Origin of the sequence: Endozoicomonas sp. SESOKO1, from assembly GCF_024606265.1 — a bacterium.
GTDB lineage: Bacteria > Pseudomonadota > Gammaproteobacteria > Pseudomonadales > Endozoicomonadaceae > Endozoicomonas.
In genome coordinates, this window is record NZ_JAHHPP010000307.1 from 1 (window position 1) to 15,815 (window position 15,815).

Annotated in this window: 17 protein-coding genes; 6 read left to right on the plus strand and 11 right to left on the minus strand. The window is 51.7% G+C overall.

Features of this window, described 5'->3' with window-relative positions; translation table 11 throughout:
• Positions 1-1,169 (plus strand): hypothetical protein (locus KDK13_RS13585; protein WP_257285513.1); only part of this gene is annotated, 1,169 nt, incomplete at its 5' end.
• A gap of 164 nt (positions 1,170-1,333) precedes the next feature.
• Here KDK13_RS13585 and KDK13_RS13590 read toward each other — a convergent pair.
• The 3 genes from KDK13_RS13590 to KDK13_RS13600 all read right to left on the minus strand — a co-directional run bounded on the left by KDK13_RS13590 (position 1,334) and on the right by KDK13_RS13600 (position 3,082).
• Positions 1,334-1,741, minus strand: a complete 408-nt coding sequence (locus tag KDK13_RS13590) for a type II toxin-antitoxin system HicB family antitoxin (protein WP_257285514.1) — start codon at positions 1,739-1,741, stop codon at positions 1,334-1,336.
• 118 nt (positions 1,742-1,859) lie between these two features.
• On the minus strand, positions 1,860-2,012 hold the full coding sequence (locus KDK13_RS13595) for a type II toxin-antitoxin system HicA family toxin (protein ID WP_373692243.1): 153 nt from the start codon (positions 2,010-2,012) through the stop codon (positions 1,860-1,862).
• A gap of 308 nt (positions 2,013-2,320) precedes the next feature.
• Complete coding sequence (locus KDK13_RS13600; RefSeq protein ID WP_257285516.1) at positions 2,321-3,082, minus strand: DeoR/GlpR family DNA-binding transcription regulator; 762 nt, start codon at positions 3,080-3,082, stop codon at positions 2,321-2,323.
• A gap of 483 nt (positions 3,083-3,565) precedes the next feature.
• Here KDK13_RS13600 and KDK13_RS13605 point away from each other — a divergent pair, with 483 nt between their 5' ends.
• The 4 genes from KDK13_RS13605 (at position 3,566) to KDK13_RS13620 (ending at position 6,868) form a co-directional block, all read left to right on the plus strand.
• Positions 3,566-3,949: a hypothetical protein gene (locus KDK13_RS13605; RefSeq protein WP_257285517.1), complete on the plus strand. Its 384-nt coding sequence runs from the start codon at positions 3,566-3,568 to the stop codon at positions 3,947-3,949.
• Positions 3,950-4,185: 236 nt separating this feature from the next.
• Complete coding sequence (locus tag KDK13_RS13610; RefSeq protein ID WP_257285518.1) at positions 4,186-5,127, plus strand: Gfo/Idh/MocA family protein; 942 nt, start codon at positions 4,186-4,188, stop codon at positions 5,125-5,127.
• A gap of 76 nt (positions 5,128-5,203) precedes the next feature.
• On the plus strand, positions 5,204-6,316 hold the full coding sequence (locus KDK13_RS13615; RefSeq protein ID WP_257285519.1) for a DegT/DnrJ/EryC1/StrS aminotransferase family protein: 1,113 nt from the start codon (positions 5,204-5,206) through the stop codon (positions 6,314-6,316).
• Between the two features lie 189 nt (positions 6,317-6,505).
• Positions 6,506-6,868: a hypothetical protein gene (locus KDK13_RS13620; protein WP_257285520.1), complete on the plus strand. Its 363-nt coding sequence runs from the start codon at positions 6,506-6,508 to the stop codon at positions 6,866-6,868.
• Between the two features lie 452 nt (positions 6,869-7,320).
• Here KDK13_RS13620 and hutX read toward each other — a convergent pair whose 3' ends face one another.
• Positions 7,321-7,821 carry a heme utilization cystosolic carrier protein HutX gene (gene hutX, locus KDK13_RS13625; RefSeq protein WP_257285521.1) on the minus strand — a complete coding sequence of 167 codons (501 nt, stop codon included), beginning with the start codon at positions 7,819-7,821 and terminating at the stop codon, positions 7,321-7,323.
• On the minus strand, positions 7,818-9,197 hold the full coding sequence (gene hutW, locus KDK13_RS13630) for a heme anaerobic degradation radical SAM methyltransferase ChuW/HutW (RefSeq protein WP_257285522.1): 1,380 nt from the start codon (positions 9,195-9,197) through the stop codon (positions 7,818-7,820). Before hutW ends, hutX begins: the two co-directional genes overlap by 4 nt.
• 197 nt (positions 9,198-9,394) lie before the next feature.
• On the opposite strand from hutW, the gene KDK13_RS13635 reads away from it, so the two are divergent.
• Positions 9,395-10,918 carry an ATP-binding protein gene (locus tag KDK13_RS13635; protein WP_257285523.1) on the plus strand — a complete coding sequence of 508 codons (1,524 nt, stop codon included), beginning with the start codon at positions 9,395-9,397 and terminating at the stop codon, positions 10,916-10,918.
• 51 nt (positions 10,919-10,969) lie between these two features.
• Here the strand turns inward: KDK13_RS13635 and KDK13_RS13640 are convergent, their stop codons facing one another.
• From KDK13_RS13640 to KDK13_RS13665, 6 genes are read right to left on the minus strand one after another with little or no spacing between them, the layout of a single operon-like run.
• A complete protein-coding gene (locus KDK13_RS13640; protein ID WP_257285524.1) occupies positions 10,970-11,770 on the minus strand; it encodes a heme ABC transporter ATP-binding protein in 801 nt (266 codons plus the stop codon).
• Position 11,771: 1 nt separating this feature from the next.
• Positions 11,772-12,854, minus strand: coding sequence for an iron ABC transporter permease (locus tag KDK13_RS13645; protein ID WP_257285525.1), 1,083 nt, complete (start codon positions 12,852-12,854; stop codon positions 11,772-11,774).
• A complete protein-coding gene (locus KDK13_RS13650) occupies positions 12,844-13,761 on the minus strand; it encodes a hemin ABC transporter substrate-binding protein (RefSeq protein ID WP_257285526.1) in 918 nt (305 codons plus the stop codon). Before KDK13_RS13650 ends, KDK13_RS13645 begins: the two co-directional genes overlap by 11 nt.
• Positions 13,758-14,198, minus strand: coding sequence for a biopolymer transporter ExbD (locus tag KDK13_RS13655; RefSeq protein ID WP_257285527.1), 441 nt, complete (start codon positions 14,196-14,198; stop codon positions 13,758-13,760). Before KDK13_RS13655 ends, KDK13_RS13650 begins: the two co-directional genes overlap by 4 nt.
• A complete protein-coding gene (locus KDK13_RS13660) occupies positions 14,195-14,953 on the minus strand; it encodes a MotA/TolQ/ExbB proton channel family protein (protein ID WP_257285528.1) in 759 nt (252 codons plus the stop codon). Before KDK13_RS13660 ends, KDK13_RS13655 begins: the two co-directional genes overlap by 4 nt.
• A gap of 45 nt (positions 14,954-14,998) precedes the next feature.
• A complete protein-coding gene (locus KDK13_RS13665; RefSeq protein ID WP_257285529.1) occupies positions 14,999-15,688 on the minus strand; it encodes an energy transducer TonB in 690 nt (229 codons plus the stop codon).
• Between the last annotated feature and the right edge of the window lie 127 nt (positions 15,689-15,815).

Genomic DNA, 15,815 nt, shown 5'->3' on the forward strand with positions numbered 1-15,815 from the left:
ATTTAATGCATAGTCCTATTTCTTATGTTCAATTAAGGGCGGATCCTGGTCGACTTTCTTCTGTCCAGGATCCCACTTTTTCTGAATCTGCTGCATCAGGGCTGGCCTTCTCCCGTGGTGTTGCAGAAGTTGCAGAAGTTGCAGAAGAAGACTCTTTTCTATGTCCCATGCGTACTGATGAGATGACTGAAAACCACTTTCAGCAGCCAGCAGTGCCTTTTCATAATCCATTTCATGATTCCCGTTTTAAAAAAAGGTCGGTAGCCATCGTTGTCAGCCATGCTACAAAAGATCATCAACTTCACTTACCAGCCAGGACAGACGCACAGAATGATACACCTGCCCCTGAATATATTCCTGATAATGAACATTTTTCGATCCAGTCAATTTTAGGTTTAGATCAATCATCCCTGCCAGGCTCATCGGCGCACTCTTTTCATGATAACGAAAAACAGGCTCAGACCTCCGCAGAGGCAGAGTATGAAATGGAGTCATCAGACAATATGGCCGGGATGGCCGGAATGGCCGGGTCAAGTGGTAAGAAGCCTGACGAAAGTTGCTCATTACCAATTGAACGTCAAAGTAATCGCTACCAGAATGACCCCGCTTACGTAAAACGCCTCAGGCCTCGTCAAGGGAAGCGCTGCCAGAATGATCCCGCTTTCGCACAGCGCCAAAGGGAGCGCTATAAGAATGATCGCGCTTTCGCAGAACGTAAAAAGGCTCGCCAAAGGGAGCGCTACCAGAATGATCCCGCTTTCGCACAGCGCCTAAGGGAGCGGGAAAGGGAGCGCAAAAAGGAGCTTCGCAAAGATCCCGCATGCGGTGAACGCCTGAGGATGTACCATAGGGAATACTACAAGAATAATCCCGCTTACGCAGAACGCCATAAGGCTCGTCAAAGGGAGCGCTACCAGAATGACCCCACTTTCGCACAGCGCCAAAGGGAGCGCTATCAGAATGATCCCGCTTTCGCAGAACGTAAAAAGGCTCGTCAAAGGGAGCGCTACCAGAATGATCCCGCTTTCGCACAACGCCTAAGGGAGCGCGCAAGGGAGCGCAAAAAGGAACTTCGCAAAGTTCCACCTGCGTTGAACACCGAAGGGAATACCAAAGAAAGCGCCGCCTTGGAGAGTCTCGCAAAGGCCCCGCTAAAGCAGGGCGAATAGGGGGGGGAGTGCCCTCAGGGTAGGCATTAATCTAATTATTAAGAAAAAGAAAAAAGCTGCCACTGGCAGCATTTTTCTTGGTTGTATGACGTATCAATTTTCTAAAAATAATTACACGATGCTTTCCAATCAACGCGAGTCGTAAAGCTGGGCGCTTTTCTGATTCACCCCATTGAGCGCAGTTTTGCCCGGGCAATTTCCTGAAGGAAACCGGAACGGGTGCGGTAGCTCGGGTCGGCTGCCACCATCTTGTCGATCTGCCGCAACAGCAGAACGGGCAAGGTAATGTTAATCCGTTCTGATTTGCCCAAAAATGGCGTGATGTCCACGTCCACCAATGCCCAGATACCGCCCTCGTAGTCGGCGTTGTTCTGGTGGTCGGCGATGGCCCCTGCCTCGGGTATCTTCATTTCATCTTCCGCCAGGATCTCAAGATGCCCCTCAATGGCTTCTTTTACGTTCGCCATGGCGTCTTCGATGCTGTCGCCGGCGGAGAAACATCCTTCGATGTCCGGCACCATTACGCCATAGCTTTCGCCGTCGTCTGTATGCAGAACTACTGGATATTTCATGGCTACCACCTCCAGGGTTTCATTATGCCTTTAGGGTCGTTGGCCTTGTCGCCCGACCCGGCATTTCAGTATTCATTTCCAGCCTATACACTCATCCATGACTGAATAGCACTGACAGTTACCCAGCTGGCCCATTTTTGATCCCCGCCTGCTTGAGGATGCTGTCCAACGTCTTTTTGGGTATGTCGTGTTTCGGATGGGGTACTGTCACTAACCCAAGGCGCTCAGGATGCTTGAAGTGGTGGTGACTTCCTTTCACTCGGTGCAACACCTACCCTTCATCCTCGAGCATGCGAATAATTTCTCGACTTTTCATACAACCTCAACCGGGCTTCCAGGAAAGTCATAATTATACACACAATACACACCATGCTGTCAATATCAGGGTACACACAGTGTGTAGTCAACCGCTTGTTAACATTTTTTTTTGTGTTAACGATCAATGATTTATGCTATGGAGCTAAATGAAGCTTTACTCATTTACTCATGATTTCCCTTTCAACTTCCACTACATGGAACCGTGTACTGGAATCAACACAAAAAGGGAGCCACAGGGCGGCCCCCGGAGGCGATATTTGATCAGGACGGCAGAATGATGTTGCCACCGGCTTCGCGGATCGCGGCCAGATTCTCTTCATCAAACTTGCTGTCGGTGATAATGCAATCCAGCTCATCCAGACTTGCGATGGTTTTCATGCTGGAGGCACCAAATTTGCTGGAATCTGCCAGAAGAACGGTTTTATTGGCCCGTTCCATCATTTTACGACGAATGTAGTAATGATCGTTGGAGGCCGTGGTCACACCATTGTTCAGGCTCCAGCTGTTGGTCGCCAGGAAGGCGATATCCGCATTAATGCTGTCCAGGAATGACAGGGCGGCAACATCCGTGTGAGCCTTGGTTATAGCGCTGACGTTACCGCCGGTGGTGAATACCTTAACCGTTGAAGAGTCTGACAGCTGCAGGGCAATTTTCAGGTCAGTGGTGATCACGGTAACCTTCATGCGCATCATCAGTTTGGCCAGCGCCATTGTGCTGGTGCCAGAGTCCAACAGGACGATCTGCCCCTCACGAATCTGCTTCAGGGCTTCATGGGCGATGGATTTTTTCTCTTCGATATTTACCGCGTTTTTCTTTTCGTAAGGAATGTCTTCCATCAGGAAGCTTTTGGACACGGCGCCGCCATAGGTCACGCGCAGCTTGTCTTCTTGCTCCAAGGTACGAATATCCCGACGGATGGTCATTTGGGATACATCGAAACGTTCGGCCATTTCTTCGATGTTGGCACAGCCTTTTTCTTCAACAAAAGCAAGAATGTGTTCGCGTCGTTCAACCGGGAGCATAGTTGTACCTCTTTAAGTGGAGCTTAATCAGTTTGCCCTGGTGGTCAATCGGTTGGTAAATCAGGTTTGCAGGACTCGACCAACGGTAATGATGCTTGATACCGATGAGGATTCAGAGATAGTAATTTCCCGTAAGAGGGGCTTACGGGATTACCTTGCGGTAATGAACTGATAACACTCGAATGCAGAGACCGGTCAATGGGCATTTTGCGGGGGATTATATCACCAGAATGATGAACTTTTACTAACTTTTCATTATGCAGGAATGGACTCGTTCTGCAGGCTTTCTGCCGCCAATCGTTTCCAGCCTTTTAATTTTCATTAACTTGACTATCTGGCCAGTAAAATAGCAAGTAACCAACTGTGAATCTCTGCATAGCAATAAACCGCCGTATTTTTGGATGTCTACTGACTATGGTTGTGGCTCCAGTTTCCTTAATATCTGCTTGAATTATTCTCCAGTAAGAGTTGACAAGGATTACCATGAAAAAGTTTTTGACCCTGGCACTGATGAGTGTGCTTAGCTGCGGCGTTATGGCGGATGATTGGAAAAAACTCGGCGAGCGTCGTGTTTCTTTTCAGAGCGAGCAGGATGTAATCCATGTTAGCGGTTTCAAGGGTAAGTACGATAACATCGCATTTAAAGTGGACAGGGCTCCGATTTTCATGAAAAAGATCAGAGTAGTGTTTGGTAACGGTATGTCTCAGACCATTCATATCAACAAGCGCCTGCACCGAGGCAAGCGTTCACTGCCCTTCCGTCTGGTGGATGGTGACCGTATCATCAACAAGGTTGAGATGGACTACAAGACCGCTGTCGGTGGTTATAAGTATGCCGAAGTGAGCTTATACGGTAAGCGTAGCTGACGGTTTGCAGATCATCCTCTGAAGGCAGTGGGTCCCACTGCCTTTCACTTTCTTTCCACTTCTTCCTGTTCTTCTCGGACAGGTTCCTAGCAGAACTGCAATTTCTGTCTATCTTTTCTTTACGGCTTCTGCTGATCGACAACCTTGGTCAGGAGATACCGTTGACTCAGCAAATTCCATAACCGGGTCAATATTGTTCAGAGGCGTTCATATCAGCCAGAGAGTGATCCCAGTAAATGCTACGAACCGCAGTGATTGGAGCGGGTTATCTCGGTAAATTTCATGCCCAGAAGTATGCCCGGCTGGCATCCAGTCATCTTGTGGGCGTTGCCGATATCAATGAGAGTTGTGGTCAGCAGGTTGCCAGCAACTGTAATACCCACTATTTCAGTGATTACCGGGACCTGATTGGACAGGTTGATGCTGTGAGTATTGCTGTCCCTACCGCCATGCATCATGCCATTGCCACTGACTTTCTGAGGGCAGGTGTGCATGTGCTGGTGGAAAAGCCCATCGCCAGTAATTTATCCCAGGCTGAAGAGATGATCAGGCTGGCCAGAAAGAAACAACTCATTCTCCAGGTGGGTTTTCTGGAGCGCTACAACGCGGCACTGGGTAGCGTTGCCGACAAGGTCAGGCATCCCCGGTTTATCGAGTCTCACCGGCTGGCCAGCTTCAAGCCACGATCCATGGACATCAATGTGATTATGGACCTGATGATCCATGACCTGGATATTATCCTGAATATTGTTGATTCCCCGATACTGGATATTGCGGCCAATGGCAGTGCGGTCCTGTCAGAAACGATCGATATTGCCCAGGCTCGCCTGTCATTTGCCAATGGCTGTGTTGCCAACGTGACCGCCAGTCGAATCAGTCAGAAAAGCAAAAGAAAGATGCGGTTTTTCCAGAAAAGCTCCTGTATCTGTGTTGATTTCCAGGCACTGAAAGTCAGCCATTTCTTTAAAGGCGAAGGGGAGCTGCATCGGGGAATCCCGGCCATTGAATGCCAGGAGCAGAGTTATCAGGGCAGTGATGCGCTCAGGCTGGAGATTGAAGATTTTCTTCTGAGTGTTGCCGCATTAACTCCCCCCAGGGTCAGTGGTGAAGATGGAAGAGACGCGCTGTATGCTGCGAGCCGAATTGCTGAGATTATTCAGAAAACCGCCGCAAGCTGAAAGCGCACATTGAGTAGCAGACAGAGGATAACAGAACCAGGGGCAGAGCCATGACCATTGTCGTAAAAGAGGTGTCATGAATCAAAAAAGCATGAACACAATACCCATGGTGGATATGCAGGCATGGCATCGCCCCATACAGGCGCAGCTGGAAAAAAAAGCGCTGGAAGTATTACGCAGTGGCCGTTTTATCATGGGGAAAGAAGTCGAATTGTTTGAACAGGAAGTCGCCCGTTACCTCGGGGCCAGGTACGCCGTCAGTTGTGCAAATGGTACCGATGCGCTTGTTCTTGCGCTCCATGCCGCTGGTATAGGGCCTGGCGATTCGGTATTAACCGCTGGCTTTACCTTCTTTTCCACCGCCGAAGCCATTATCCAGGTGGGAGCAACGCCCGTGCTGGTTGATATAGACTCAGAGACATTCAATATCGACCCGCTTGAGCTGGAGCGAAGTATTACTTCCCGTTGCAGGGCAGTGCTGGTCGTCCATCTGTTTGGCTTGCCTGCAGCACTGTCTGAGATTCAGGCTGTTTGTGATCGCCATGGCTTAATCCTGCTGGAAGACTGTGCACAATCGTTTGGTGCTTCCTATCAATCCCGGAAGACCGGCAATTTCGGTTTGCTCGGGACGTTCAGTTTTTTTCCCAGTAAAAACCTGGGTGGATTTGGTGATGGTGGACTGGTAATTACCAGCGATTTAAAAGCCGCCGAAGCGGTACGAATGCTAAGAAATCACGGTAGCGCATGCCAGTATTTCCATGAGTGTTCTGGCTACAATAGCCGTCTGGATGAAATTCAGGCGGCCCTGTTAAGAGTGAAGCTGGAGCATATAGAATCCTTTAATGCCCAGCGACAGCAGGTGGCACAATGGTATCGAGATTTCCTGAAAGATACCGAAGTGCTCTTTCCTGAAGGCCGGGAAGAGCATATCTATCATCAGTTTACCGTGGTTTTACCCTCTGGCCGGGATCTGATCAAGAAGCGTCTTGCCAGTAAAGGGATCGCCAGCGCCATCTATTATCCGTTACCTTTAAATAAACAGAGGGCTCTGGCAGGGCTTGCTGGTGAACTTGAATTACCCGTTTGCGAGCAGTTATCCGAGCACTGTCTTTCATTACCGATATATCCGGGTATGACCAGGCTTCAGGTTGAGACCGTTACAAGTACCTTCATTAACGTGATGAATTAATGTTTTGTCATTTAGTACGGCTGCTCTGACCGGCAGGATGTGTCAGAGCGCCTGCCTGAAGTCAATACATACGGGAGTCAATGGCCCCTAATGACCCGATCCTGGCCATGTCAGAGAGCACCTGAATAGCGGGAGGGATGGGGCTTTCAGCTGGCCATTGGGGTTCAGGCTGGGACTGGACAGGAGCCCTTGGGTGGGACCGGACAGGCGCTGTGCAGGGATAACCCGGGGGCAGTGGAGAGATTATGCAGCGAGGACCAGTCCCCAAGTACGGTGGAGGTGGTGCCGATGGTGGCTCCTGATCCTGTATGGGGACATCTGACCATTGGGGTTCTGGCTGGGACTGGACAGGCGCTGTGCAGCGATGGCCCGGGTAAGGTGGAGGCGGTGTCGATGGTAGCTCCTGATCCTGTATCGTGTCGCCTGACCAATGGGGTTCTGGCCGGGACTGGGCAGGCGCTGTACAGCGAAGGCCCGGGTACGGTGGAGGAGGTTCTGATGGTAGCTCCTGACCCTGTTGCTCCCCGGCGTCAGGGGAATATGGTTCGGTAGTACAGGTCGTGATCTGCCGCTCCCGGATGTGGTCGCAGGGGACCAAGGCACAGGCAGCCACGGTACCAATAACAGCACCAACAGGCAGGCCAATGTAGACCCCGAAGTAGCTCCATTGAGATACAGAAGCACCCACAAAAGTACCTAAGCCGGCAGCAAGCACGGAAACGCAGCAAAACGGCACAGCGCTTCTTTTCACCGCATCACAATCATAGGTATAGTCCACTGTCTGGTGTGACTGTGTTGTCACCGGGAGGGATTGGGCGTTACACGGATGCATATTTCTTATAGCCTCTGAAAAAGTAGCTGCATCCCCCCCCTCACACAATTTTTATTGGCTTGAATGTGGGCGGGAAGGAATCACTTTACTTTGACTGAATTATTCCGAAAAAGTTCCTCCTTAATCGCCACAATCCAGGCTAATTGCTCAGCCTCCCAGCCCAGCCAGATAATTACGCAACGGAGAGTTTTTTCAGTGCCTCAAACTTTTCCAGCTGTTCAGGTAAAAGATTCTTCTCTTTATCCCGACGCAGGTAAACTTTAAACAACATGCGGCCCTGTTTGCCCAGGAATTGCACAGAGCAGGTTTCTACACCGTGGAATGGCTTTCTGACCAGGGCGATCAGTGCAACATTATCCACCTTCAGGTGTCCTTTCAGCGGTGTACGGCGGTCGCTCAGGTTGTAATAGCCGAACTTCTCCCCGCCTTTCGGGAAGTGGCCAACCATTTCAAAAATAGAGCCATCCACATCGATAACCAGTGTCAGTTCGCCCCAGGTTTTGATATCCCGCAGTACCTCCAGATAATGGCTGGCATCAATCAATGTCACCATGTCAGCAGGCATGGCCTGAATCACGTCCAGTTCGCTGGCATTCAGCCGGTTGGCAATTTCCGCCGGTAAAATTGCCGGGTTTTCGCTCAGGATATCCTGTACCTGTTGAGCCAGAGTCATGCAGCTTTCTCCGTGTTTTGGCCATCAAATGGGTGTTGTTCAAGAAAATTAATCAGGGCCTGGTGCATGGTGACGTTCCAGAATTGGCCCGGCAACGTCAGGTCAAGAATGCCATGGTGAATGGTGGCCAGGCCATTGTCTTGCCACGCTTCAAACAGTGGCATGCAGTGCTCGCTCATTCCTTCACCACCGGCATGGTCAAGTTTGCCGATTTCCAGCCAGCCGCGGTCGAAACCGGCGCCGATGGTTCCCAGAAGCGGTTTGTTACCTGTGGCTTTGCTTAACATCATCAGGGGTTTTTTACCGGCATCCAGGGCCTCGTAATAAGCGGGCAGCGTTCTGATGCTCATGGCGCTGTGGCCGGCAAAGTTGCCACCGGCACCGGAACCAAACGGCATGATTTCGGCACCGGATTTTACGCCGTGGTTGTAGATGTTACGTTCCCGGCTATCGATTCCCCAGTGGCTGACACTCAGGCGCCCTACTTTATGGGCGCTAAGGATATCGACGCCCCTGCGGAACATTTCCGCCCGTTCCGGTGAGCTGGCCGGCTCTGGCATGGAACCTTTGTCAATAGACTGCTTCATCCGGCTGGAGCCCAGCAGAATGAGTTGATAAAGATCGACGCCATGGGCTTTGGATTGCAGGAAGGTGTATAGATCCTGCTCCCAGTCATCCATGGTCTGGCCAGGCAGACCGAACATCAGGTCGACGACGACGGCCGCGTTATTCAGGCTACTGAAATAGTCCAGCCTTTCCAGCAGGAATTCGCCGGAATCAATACGGCTCATGCGACGGCGGATGGTGGTATTAAAGCTCTGTGCGCCTAGGGAGAAGCGGTTAAACCCGGACTCCAGGCAGGCGGCGATTTTGTCGTTATCAAAGCCATGAAAACGGCCTTCAAAGGTCATCTCAACATCATTGGCCAGTGGCAGAGACTCACGTATGGCATTGCCGAGGCGAATAATCTGCTCCGGGGTCAGGTCAGTGGGTGTCCCGCCGCCGAAATAGACAGCATGGAACAGGCCTTCCCGGGTCCAGTTGTCCTGTGCCGACAGGCGAATTTCCCGCTCCAGGTAATCGACATAGCGGGCAACTTCCTCTTTCTTCGTGGTGTTTTGAAAGAAACCACAGTATGAGCAATGGGTCCTGCAGAATGGAATATGGATATAGGCCAGTCGCTTCCCGGAAGTGAGCAGCTGCGGGTTTGCAGAGCTATCCATCAGTTGCCGGTACACAGCCTGAGTCTGGTCTGCAGGAACCGGAGCAGCGCCACTGCGGGTATGGGCTGACGTCTTGCCGGCAAAGGCAAATTTCAATGGATCAGGGGATGATATCCCGGTCAGCTCGGGACCCAGGGTGTGTCTGGCAACCATAATTGGATTATTCTAACTTAAAAATGAGAATCATTATTATTTTAATTTATAAGGTTAAGTGCAATTGATACAAATCAACAAATCTCAGGTGAAAAATTTCGGTTTACCGCGGTTTGCCACGGTAAATTGTGATCAGGTGAAACTTGATTGGAAAAATACTGTCAAACCAGCAATAAAAAGTGATTGGGTTGAAATGAATGAAGCAGTTCAGACAGTTTTTTGTTTCCTTTTTAGTGTCCATGATTTTGTGCCCTGTCGCCCTGTCAGATGAGGCGCCGGTCACTCCTGATAAATTGCACATCAGCTATGTCAGGCAATATATGGCAAACAACCGTTTCTTTGACCGCCTCGACGCTGCCGGGTATGCGGGCCAGCCCATTGATGTCCGGGTCAGGGCTGGCAGGGCTTTGGCAAGACAACAGTTCGACTGGGTACTTCGGGAGTATGCCTTGTATGAGTCGCTTCCCTATCTTGCGTTTTATGTTCCAACGATCGTCATTGCCGGTACTGCACTTGCCTATAGGGAGGCCCTTGCAAATTTTTTGCATTCCACCGGGTCATTTGGCTTCCTGTTATTTTCCATGACGTTTGGTGTAGGTTTTGGGCTGACATTGGCGACAGCCGTGCCATTTACGATGAATATCTATTACGGAATATTTTCCCCAAAGCTGGCAGAAGAGAACTTGATCCTGGACTATGGATCAAAAAAATCATTGCTGGATAAACGCACACAACATTACATAGAGGATGAACTGTTCTACAGCTTCTGGAGAAGCCCGGGCAGTGAGGCCCTCAGCCGGTTGCAGAAAATTCTCGATAAGGCCCTGAGGCTCCCGTTTTATTCCAAAGAGCTGGTGTATGATGAAGAGAAAATCGATGAGTCCCTGCAGGATTATCCTGCCTCCGTTGCTGAGCGGTTGAAACTGTTTGCCCATGCTGAGCTGATCTACCAACAGACCGACTCATCCATCCATGACAGCCATTACCCGATCTATTTCCTGGGGGCGCCCGGCACCGGGAAAACCCACGCAGCCAGGCAGCTGGCTGAAGCGATGGGGACTAACCTTGCTGTTGTCACCCTTGATGGTGCCACCATTGATGATATTGTCGGAACCCCTTATGAAAGCGCCAATGCCAGGGCCGGCAGAATTCTGGATGCCATCATTGCCCGTACTGATTCCAGCCGGGACATTAATCATCATAATCAGGTCCTGTTGATTGATGAGTTCGACCGGCTCTTCCTCTCCGGCAACGAGAAAAGCAAAGATGTGTTGTCGTTTATGTTGAAGCTGCTCGATCCGTCGAACCGTTCTTACTACAGTCCCTACCTGAAAACAGATGTCCGCCTGCCTGACACGATCATTCTTGCCGGTAACCGTGATATTCATGAGTTAAGTGCCCGGGACCCTGAACTTGAGGCCATAGCCTCCAGACTGGATAAGGTGGTATTTACCGGGTTCGATAGCAGGGCGAAAAGGAGAATTGCCTTTGAGATTATGGTGCCAAATAAGGAGCGGCGTTATCAGTCTGCCGGTAAGCTATTGGCAGATTTTACGCTGCCACAAAGCGGCCATGACATGATCCATGCCTTTATTGAAACGGATCAGGACCCGGGGCTGCGTTCTCTGGAAAAATACATATCCCGGGTTTTTGAGCAATTTGCCCATAGCCTCGGGCCAACGAACGTGATCAATATCGGGAACCAGGAAGATAATATTTAACAATAACAATGTGGCCTGACGCATTAACGTCAAGCCACAATCTGAATGGCATTAATGATTCACCACCAGTGGGCAGTGATAGGCCGGGTGCTCAGACACACTGACCTCAATATCGAACACCTGTCCAATGGTTTTGGGGGTCAGAACCTGATGGGGTGTGCCTTCTGCAGCCATCTTGCCATTTTTGAGGATCACAATCCGGTCAGAATACCGGGCTGCCAGGTTCAAATCGTGCATGATGACCATAACGCCGATACCCTGGTCCGCTTCCTGTCTGGCCATTTTCAGGGTCAGCTGTTGATGGGCCGGGTCCAGTGCAGAGGTCGGTTCATCAAGTAACAGGTAGCGCTTGCCATGGGGGCTTTCATCCCAGATCTGGGCCAGTACCCGCGCCATATGGACACGCTGTCGTTCACCACCGGACAGCGTGGTGTAATGACGGTCTTTCAGGTGTAAGCCATCGACTTTGTTGAGCGCTTCCCGGGTGATCATCAGGTTTTCATCATGGTGACTGGCACAGGGAATCCGGCCAAGCAGAACCACTTCTTCCGCCGTAAAGGGAAAGCTCAATGAGGATGACTGTGGTAAAACACCGAGCATCAGTGCCTGGTGGTTCAATGGCCAGTCATTCCGGCCATTAAGCAGCACTTCGCCGCTGGATGGTTTTCGCTCACCACTGATGACCTTCATCAACGTACTCTTACCGGCACCGTTCGGGCCAAGCACAGAAACCACTTCGCCGGGCTTCAGGGTCAGATTAATGTCCTGCAGCAAGTGCCTGTCTTCGATCTGTACTGACACGCCCTGAATGTCCAGCGTGTCTATCGCTGTGCTTTCCTTACCAGAGGCCATATCAGACAATCCTTTTACGCTGCTGCCACAACAGTGACAGGAAGAAAGGGGCGCCCATCAGTGCCGTGACAATACCGATGGGAAGTTCTGCAGGGGCGACAATGGTCCGGGAAATCATATCCGCTGCCAGTAACAGAATACCGCCCAGCATGGCTGAGGCCGGCAGAAGAACACGGTGGTCCGGGCCAATGGCCAGGCGAATCAGATGGGGAACCACAAGGCCCACAAAGCCGATAACTCCACTGACGGAAACGGAAACACCCACTGCCAGTGCCGTCAGGAAAATCAGGATCAGCTTCACCTTCTGCACATCAATGCCCAGGTGACGGGCTTCAGACTCGCCAAGCAGCAGGGCATTAAGTACCAGGCCGTACCGGCCAAGCATCAGGATAACCGGAACCAGGAGCGTGGCGCAGATAATGACCAGATCCCAGGTGGCGCCACCCAGACTGCCCATTTGCCAGAAGGTCAGGTTACGCAGCATGTTATCGTCCGCCACGTAGTTCAACATGCCCATACCGGCACCGGCCAGGGCATTGATCGCCACACCGGCCAGCAGCATGGTGGCAACCGAGGTGCCGTTGCTGGTGGTGCCGACCTTATAAACCAGCCAGGTGGACAGCACCCCGCCGGCAAAGGCCAGAATGGAAACGCTGTAGCTTTGCACCAGGGATGAAGCGCCAGCAAACAGCAGGCTGCCAAGCACAATGGCAATACCTGCACCCAGGGCCGCACCGCTGGATACACCGATAATGCTGGGGTCAGCCAGCGGGTTTCTGAACAGGCCCTGCATGGAGGCACCGGCCACGGCCAGCGAGCCACCGACAATCAGCCCCAGCAGTGTTCTGGGTAAACGGATGGACTCAATAATCAGGGCCGACTGGCTGCTGATTGAGCTCTGTATGAGTTCAGGGCTGCCTACCAGTTCAGGACTGCCTGAAAAACCCAGCCGGTCAAACAGTATGGCCAGAATATCCCCTGCGGGAATGGGAACAGCGCCAACGCCAATGGAGACAATCACTACCACGGGCAGCAGGATTGCCAGTGCGGTTAACAGCAATGCTCCCTGTTGGTTACGACTCATTGGCGGATGAAATACTTTCGTCTGTGTAAAAAGACCTGGCCAGAGAGAGTGCAATATCACCCGTTCTTGGTCCCAGGCCACCCAGCAGCATATTGCCATCGATGGCAATCACCCGACCGTTTTTACCCGCAGGTGTCTGCTGCAAAACAGGCATCTGTTCCAGCAGTGTTTCCGGTGTCATGTCCGGATTACTGGTTGAACCGGGGAAAATGATCACCTCAGGCGCCAGCAGCAACATGGCTTCATTGGAGAGCGCCTTGTACCCTTTAAACTGCTCTGCAGCCGGGTTGTATCCGCCAGCCAGATCAATCATCGCATGAGCAGCCGTACCGGTACCTGCGATAGTGGGTGAGCGTCCGCCCATGGCCAGGACAAACAGGACCGGTACTTTTTTCTCATGTTTTTCTTCATAGGCAGCGGCCAGTGCTTTTGCCTCATCCAGGGAATCTTCAATGGCTTCCCACAGTGCCTGGCCCTGTTCTTCTTTACCAAGAATACCGGCAAGGGACATGATCTGGTGTTCAATGCTTTCAGCGGTATGCTGCAGCGACAGGGCTGCCACCTCAACACCGGCACTTTTCAGTTGGCTCAGGGTTGCTGGCGGTCCCATGTCCTCGGTACCAATCAGCATGGTCGGCTCAAGGGCCAGGATACCTTCAGCAGACAGCTGTTTATGATAGCCAAGCCTTGGCAGCTGGTTGACTGCCGGTGGCCAGGTGCTGGTCTGGTCAACGGCGATCACCTGATCACCGGCGCCCAGTGCGTAAATAATCTCGGTCACCCCGTTGCCAGCAGAAACAATACGTTGGTTGTCGTTTGAATTATTGGTCAGTGCCGCGCTGGCGCTGCTGGCTGCAGAAACCGCCATTGCGGTGGCTAGAAGCAGTGGTGTACATATTTTTTTCATGGGTTGCCTGTTAAATTTTCCTGTTCCATCAACACCTGCGCTGCTTCAATCTTGTGCTGGCTCAAAAACAGCATCAGCTTGACCAGGTTGCCCAGGGGGGCCTCTTTATCGCCAGCAATCAGTACCGTGGTATCGGGTGCTTTCCTGACCTTTTCCAGCAGTGAGGTGGCAAACACTTCCCACTGATCAAACTTCTGTTCGCCAATAGCCCAGGGCTCACCCTGTTCCAGAATACTGACGGTCAGCGTTTTCGGTGCCGACGTTAACGAGGCTTCCTGTTGGGTGGCCTGGGGCAGTTCCACCGGCAGACTCAGGGTCTGGACATTGGCGGTAAACAGCAGAAACACCATGACGATAAACACCACGTCCAGCAGCGGCGTCAGGTCCGCCATGGAGAGTGAGGCGCTGGTTTCATCAATATCGTGGATGCGAATCATGCTGCTACCGCTCCGGCAGCTACTATTTCCGGTTGGCTGATGGTTGAGCTGGCACGATTGTTTTTAACCGAAACATTCTTAACGACAGCGGTTGACGGCGCCGTGGCTAAACCGTCGTCGTCCATGGCCAGGCCTTCCAGAAGCAGGTTGCTGTGATTCAGGGCAAACTCCAGTTTGGCAAGATAATGGTTAGCCCAGACACCAAAACCGTGAGCCGCCGCCAGGGCTGGAATGGCGATGATCAGACCGAACGCGGTGGTGAACATGGCCTGCCAGAGACCAGCCGCCAGAATGTCCGGAGTGACCGGGCCGGCAACCGCAGCAATATCGCGGAACATATCAATCATACCCAGTACGGTACCGAGCAGCCCCAGCATCGGGGACAGCACACCGATCAGCATCAACGGCTTCAGCCAGGCATTCAGGCTGCGCTTCTGCTTCAGCAACCAGAGTCCGGCCACTTCTTCCCGCATCGTTTTTTCACAGGTGTTATGGCTCAGAAGTACCGCAATGCCTTGACGAATGCCTTTGCCCTTGCAGAGGTTTTGGCAAAGGTTGCTCTTGCTTTGGGCGTGCTTCTCGCCACCACAGCATTGACGCACTTCATTAAACAGTTCTGTCAGCCCTTTTCGGCTGAGGGACGGCAGCAGGGCATAGGTCACCAGCCGCTCAAGAATCATGGCCAGTCCAAGGCAAGAGGTGATCAGTAATGGCCAGGCCATGATCCCCAGTGATGCAAGATGTTCTGTCAACATGGCGTTACCTGCTAAGTATCTGATATCTAAAAATGGTTTACTGAATCAACTGATTTCAAATGCGACGGGGATATGCACCCGGGATTTGACAAATCGGCTATTGCGTTGCTCTGGTTTGAATGACCAGCGCTTAACGGCATCAATGGCTGCCTTATCCAGAACGGGGTAGCCGGATGACTCAAGAATATCAATGGTGATTGGATTACCCTGTTCATCAACAATCACATCCAGCATCACCACACCCTGCTGATTTCTGCGCTGAGCCAGCTTCGGGTAACGGGGCTCAACCCAGTCACGGATTTCCGGCTCTGTCACCATCACTGGCTCGTTGCTCAGTCCGGGGGACTGGCTTTGCTCAGTAACGGTTCTCTCCATCACGGGTTTAGCCATTTCAGGCTTTTTCTTTTCAACCGGTTTGGGTTTTTCGACCACTTTTTTTGGCTTTTCCTTTACCGGCTCAGGCTCTTTCTTCTTCAGAACGGGCTTGGCCTTTTCAACCGGTTTCTGGGCGACTTTTGGTTCTGGTTCTGGTTCTGGTTCTGGTTCTGGTTCTGGTTCAGGCTTGGGTTCTTCTTTAACAACCGGCTTTTCGACCGGTGGTTCAGGTTGGCTGACCGTGGAAAAACTCAGGGAAACCGGTGCCTGGATGGAGCCCATATGGATAGTTCTGGGCTCAGATTCCTGGTGATCCAGCGCAACCACGACGGCCACATGGGTCGCAATGGATACCAGCAATGTAAATAAAGCTTTTTTAGGCATGGCCGGGAACAGTAATAATGTTTATCAATCTAGGGCCTGTCCTGAAATAACTTCGACATTTCTACAGACGCTACCCGCTACCCGCCGCCCGCTTCCCGAAAAG

What these genes read in the sequence shown, in the direction of transcription:
- KDK13_RS13590 (WP_257285514.1), bottom strand. Translation starts at nt 1,741, where the DNA reads ATGAAATATCCAGTAGTTCTGCATACAGACGACGGCGAAAGCTATGGC.
- KDK13_RS13600 (WP_257285516.1), bottom strand. Translation starts at nt 3,082, where the DNA reads ATGCTCCCGGTTGAACGACGCGAACACATTCTTGCTTTTGTTGAAGAA.
- KDK13_RS13605 (WP_257285517.1), top strand. Translation starts at nt 3,566, where the DNA reads ATGAAAAAGTTTTTGACCCTGGCACTGATGAGTGTGCTTAGCTGCGGC.
- KDK13_RS13610 (WP_257285518.1), top strand. Translation starts at nt 4,186, where the DNA reads ATGCTACGAACCGCAGTGATTGGAGCGGGTTATCTCGGTAAATTTCAT.
- KDK13_RS13615 (WP_257285519.1), top strand. Translation starts at nt 5,204, where the DNA reads ATGAATCAAAAAAGCATGAACACAATACCCATGGTGGATATGCAGGCA.
- hutX (WP_257285521.1), bottom strand. Translation starts at nt 7,821, where the DNA reads ATGACTCTGGCTCAACAGGTACAGGATATCCTGAGCGAAAACCCGGCA.
- hutW (WP_257285522.1), bottom strand. Translation starts at nt 9,197, where the DNA reads ATGGTTGCCAGACACACCCTGGGTCCCGAGCTGACCGGGATATCATCC.
- KDK13_RS13635 (WP_257285523.1), top strand. Translation starts at nt 9,395, where the DNA reads ATGAAGCAGTTCAGACAGTTTTTTGTTTCCTTTTTAGTGTCCATGATT.
- KDK13_RS13640 (WP_257285524.1), bottom strand. Translation starts at nt 11,770, where the DNA reads ATGGCCTCTGGTAAGGAAAGCACAGCGATAGACACGCTGGACATTCAG.
- KDK13_RS13645 (WP_257285525.1), bottom strand. Translation starts at nt 12,854, where the DNA reads ATGAGTCGTAACCAACAGGGAGCATTGCTGTTAACCGCACTGGCAATC.
- KDK13_RS13650 (WP_257285526.1), bottom strand. Translation starts at nt 13,761, where the DNA reads ATGAAAAAAATATGTACACCACTGCTTCTAGCCACCGCAATGGCGGTT.
- KDK13_RS13655 (WP_257285527.1), bottom strand. Translation starts at nt 14,198, where the DNA reads ATGATTCGCATCCACGATATTGATGAAACCAGCGCCTCACTCTCCATG.
- KDK13_RS13660 (WP_257285528.1), bottom strand. Translation starts at nt 14,953, where the DNA reads ATGTTGACAGAACATCTTGCATCACTGGGGATCATGGCCTGGCCATTA.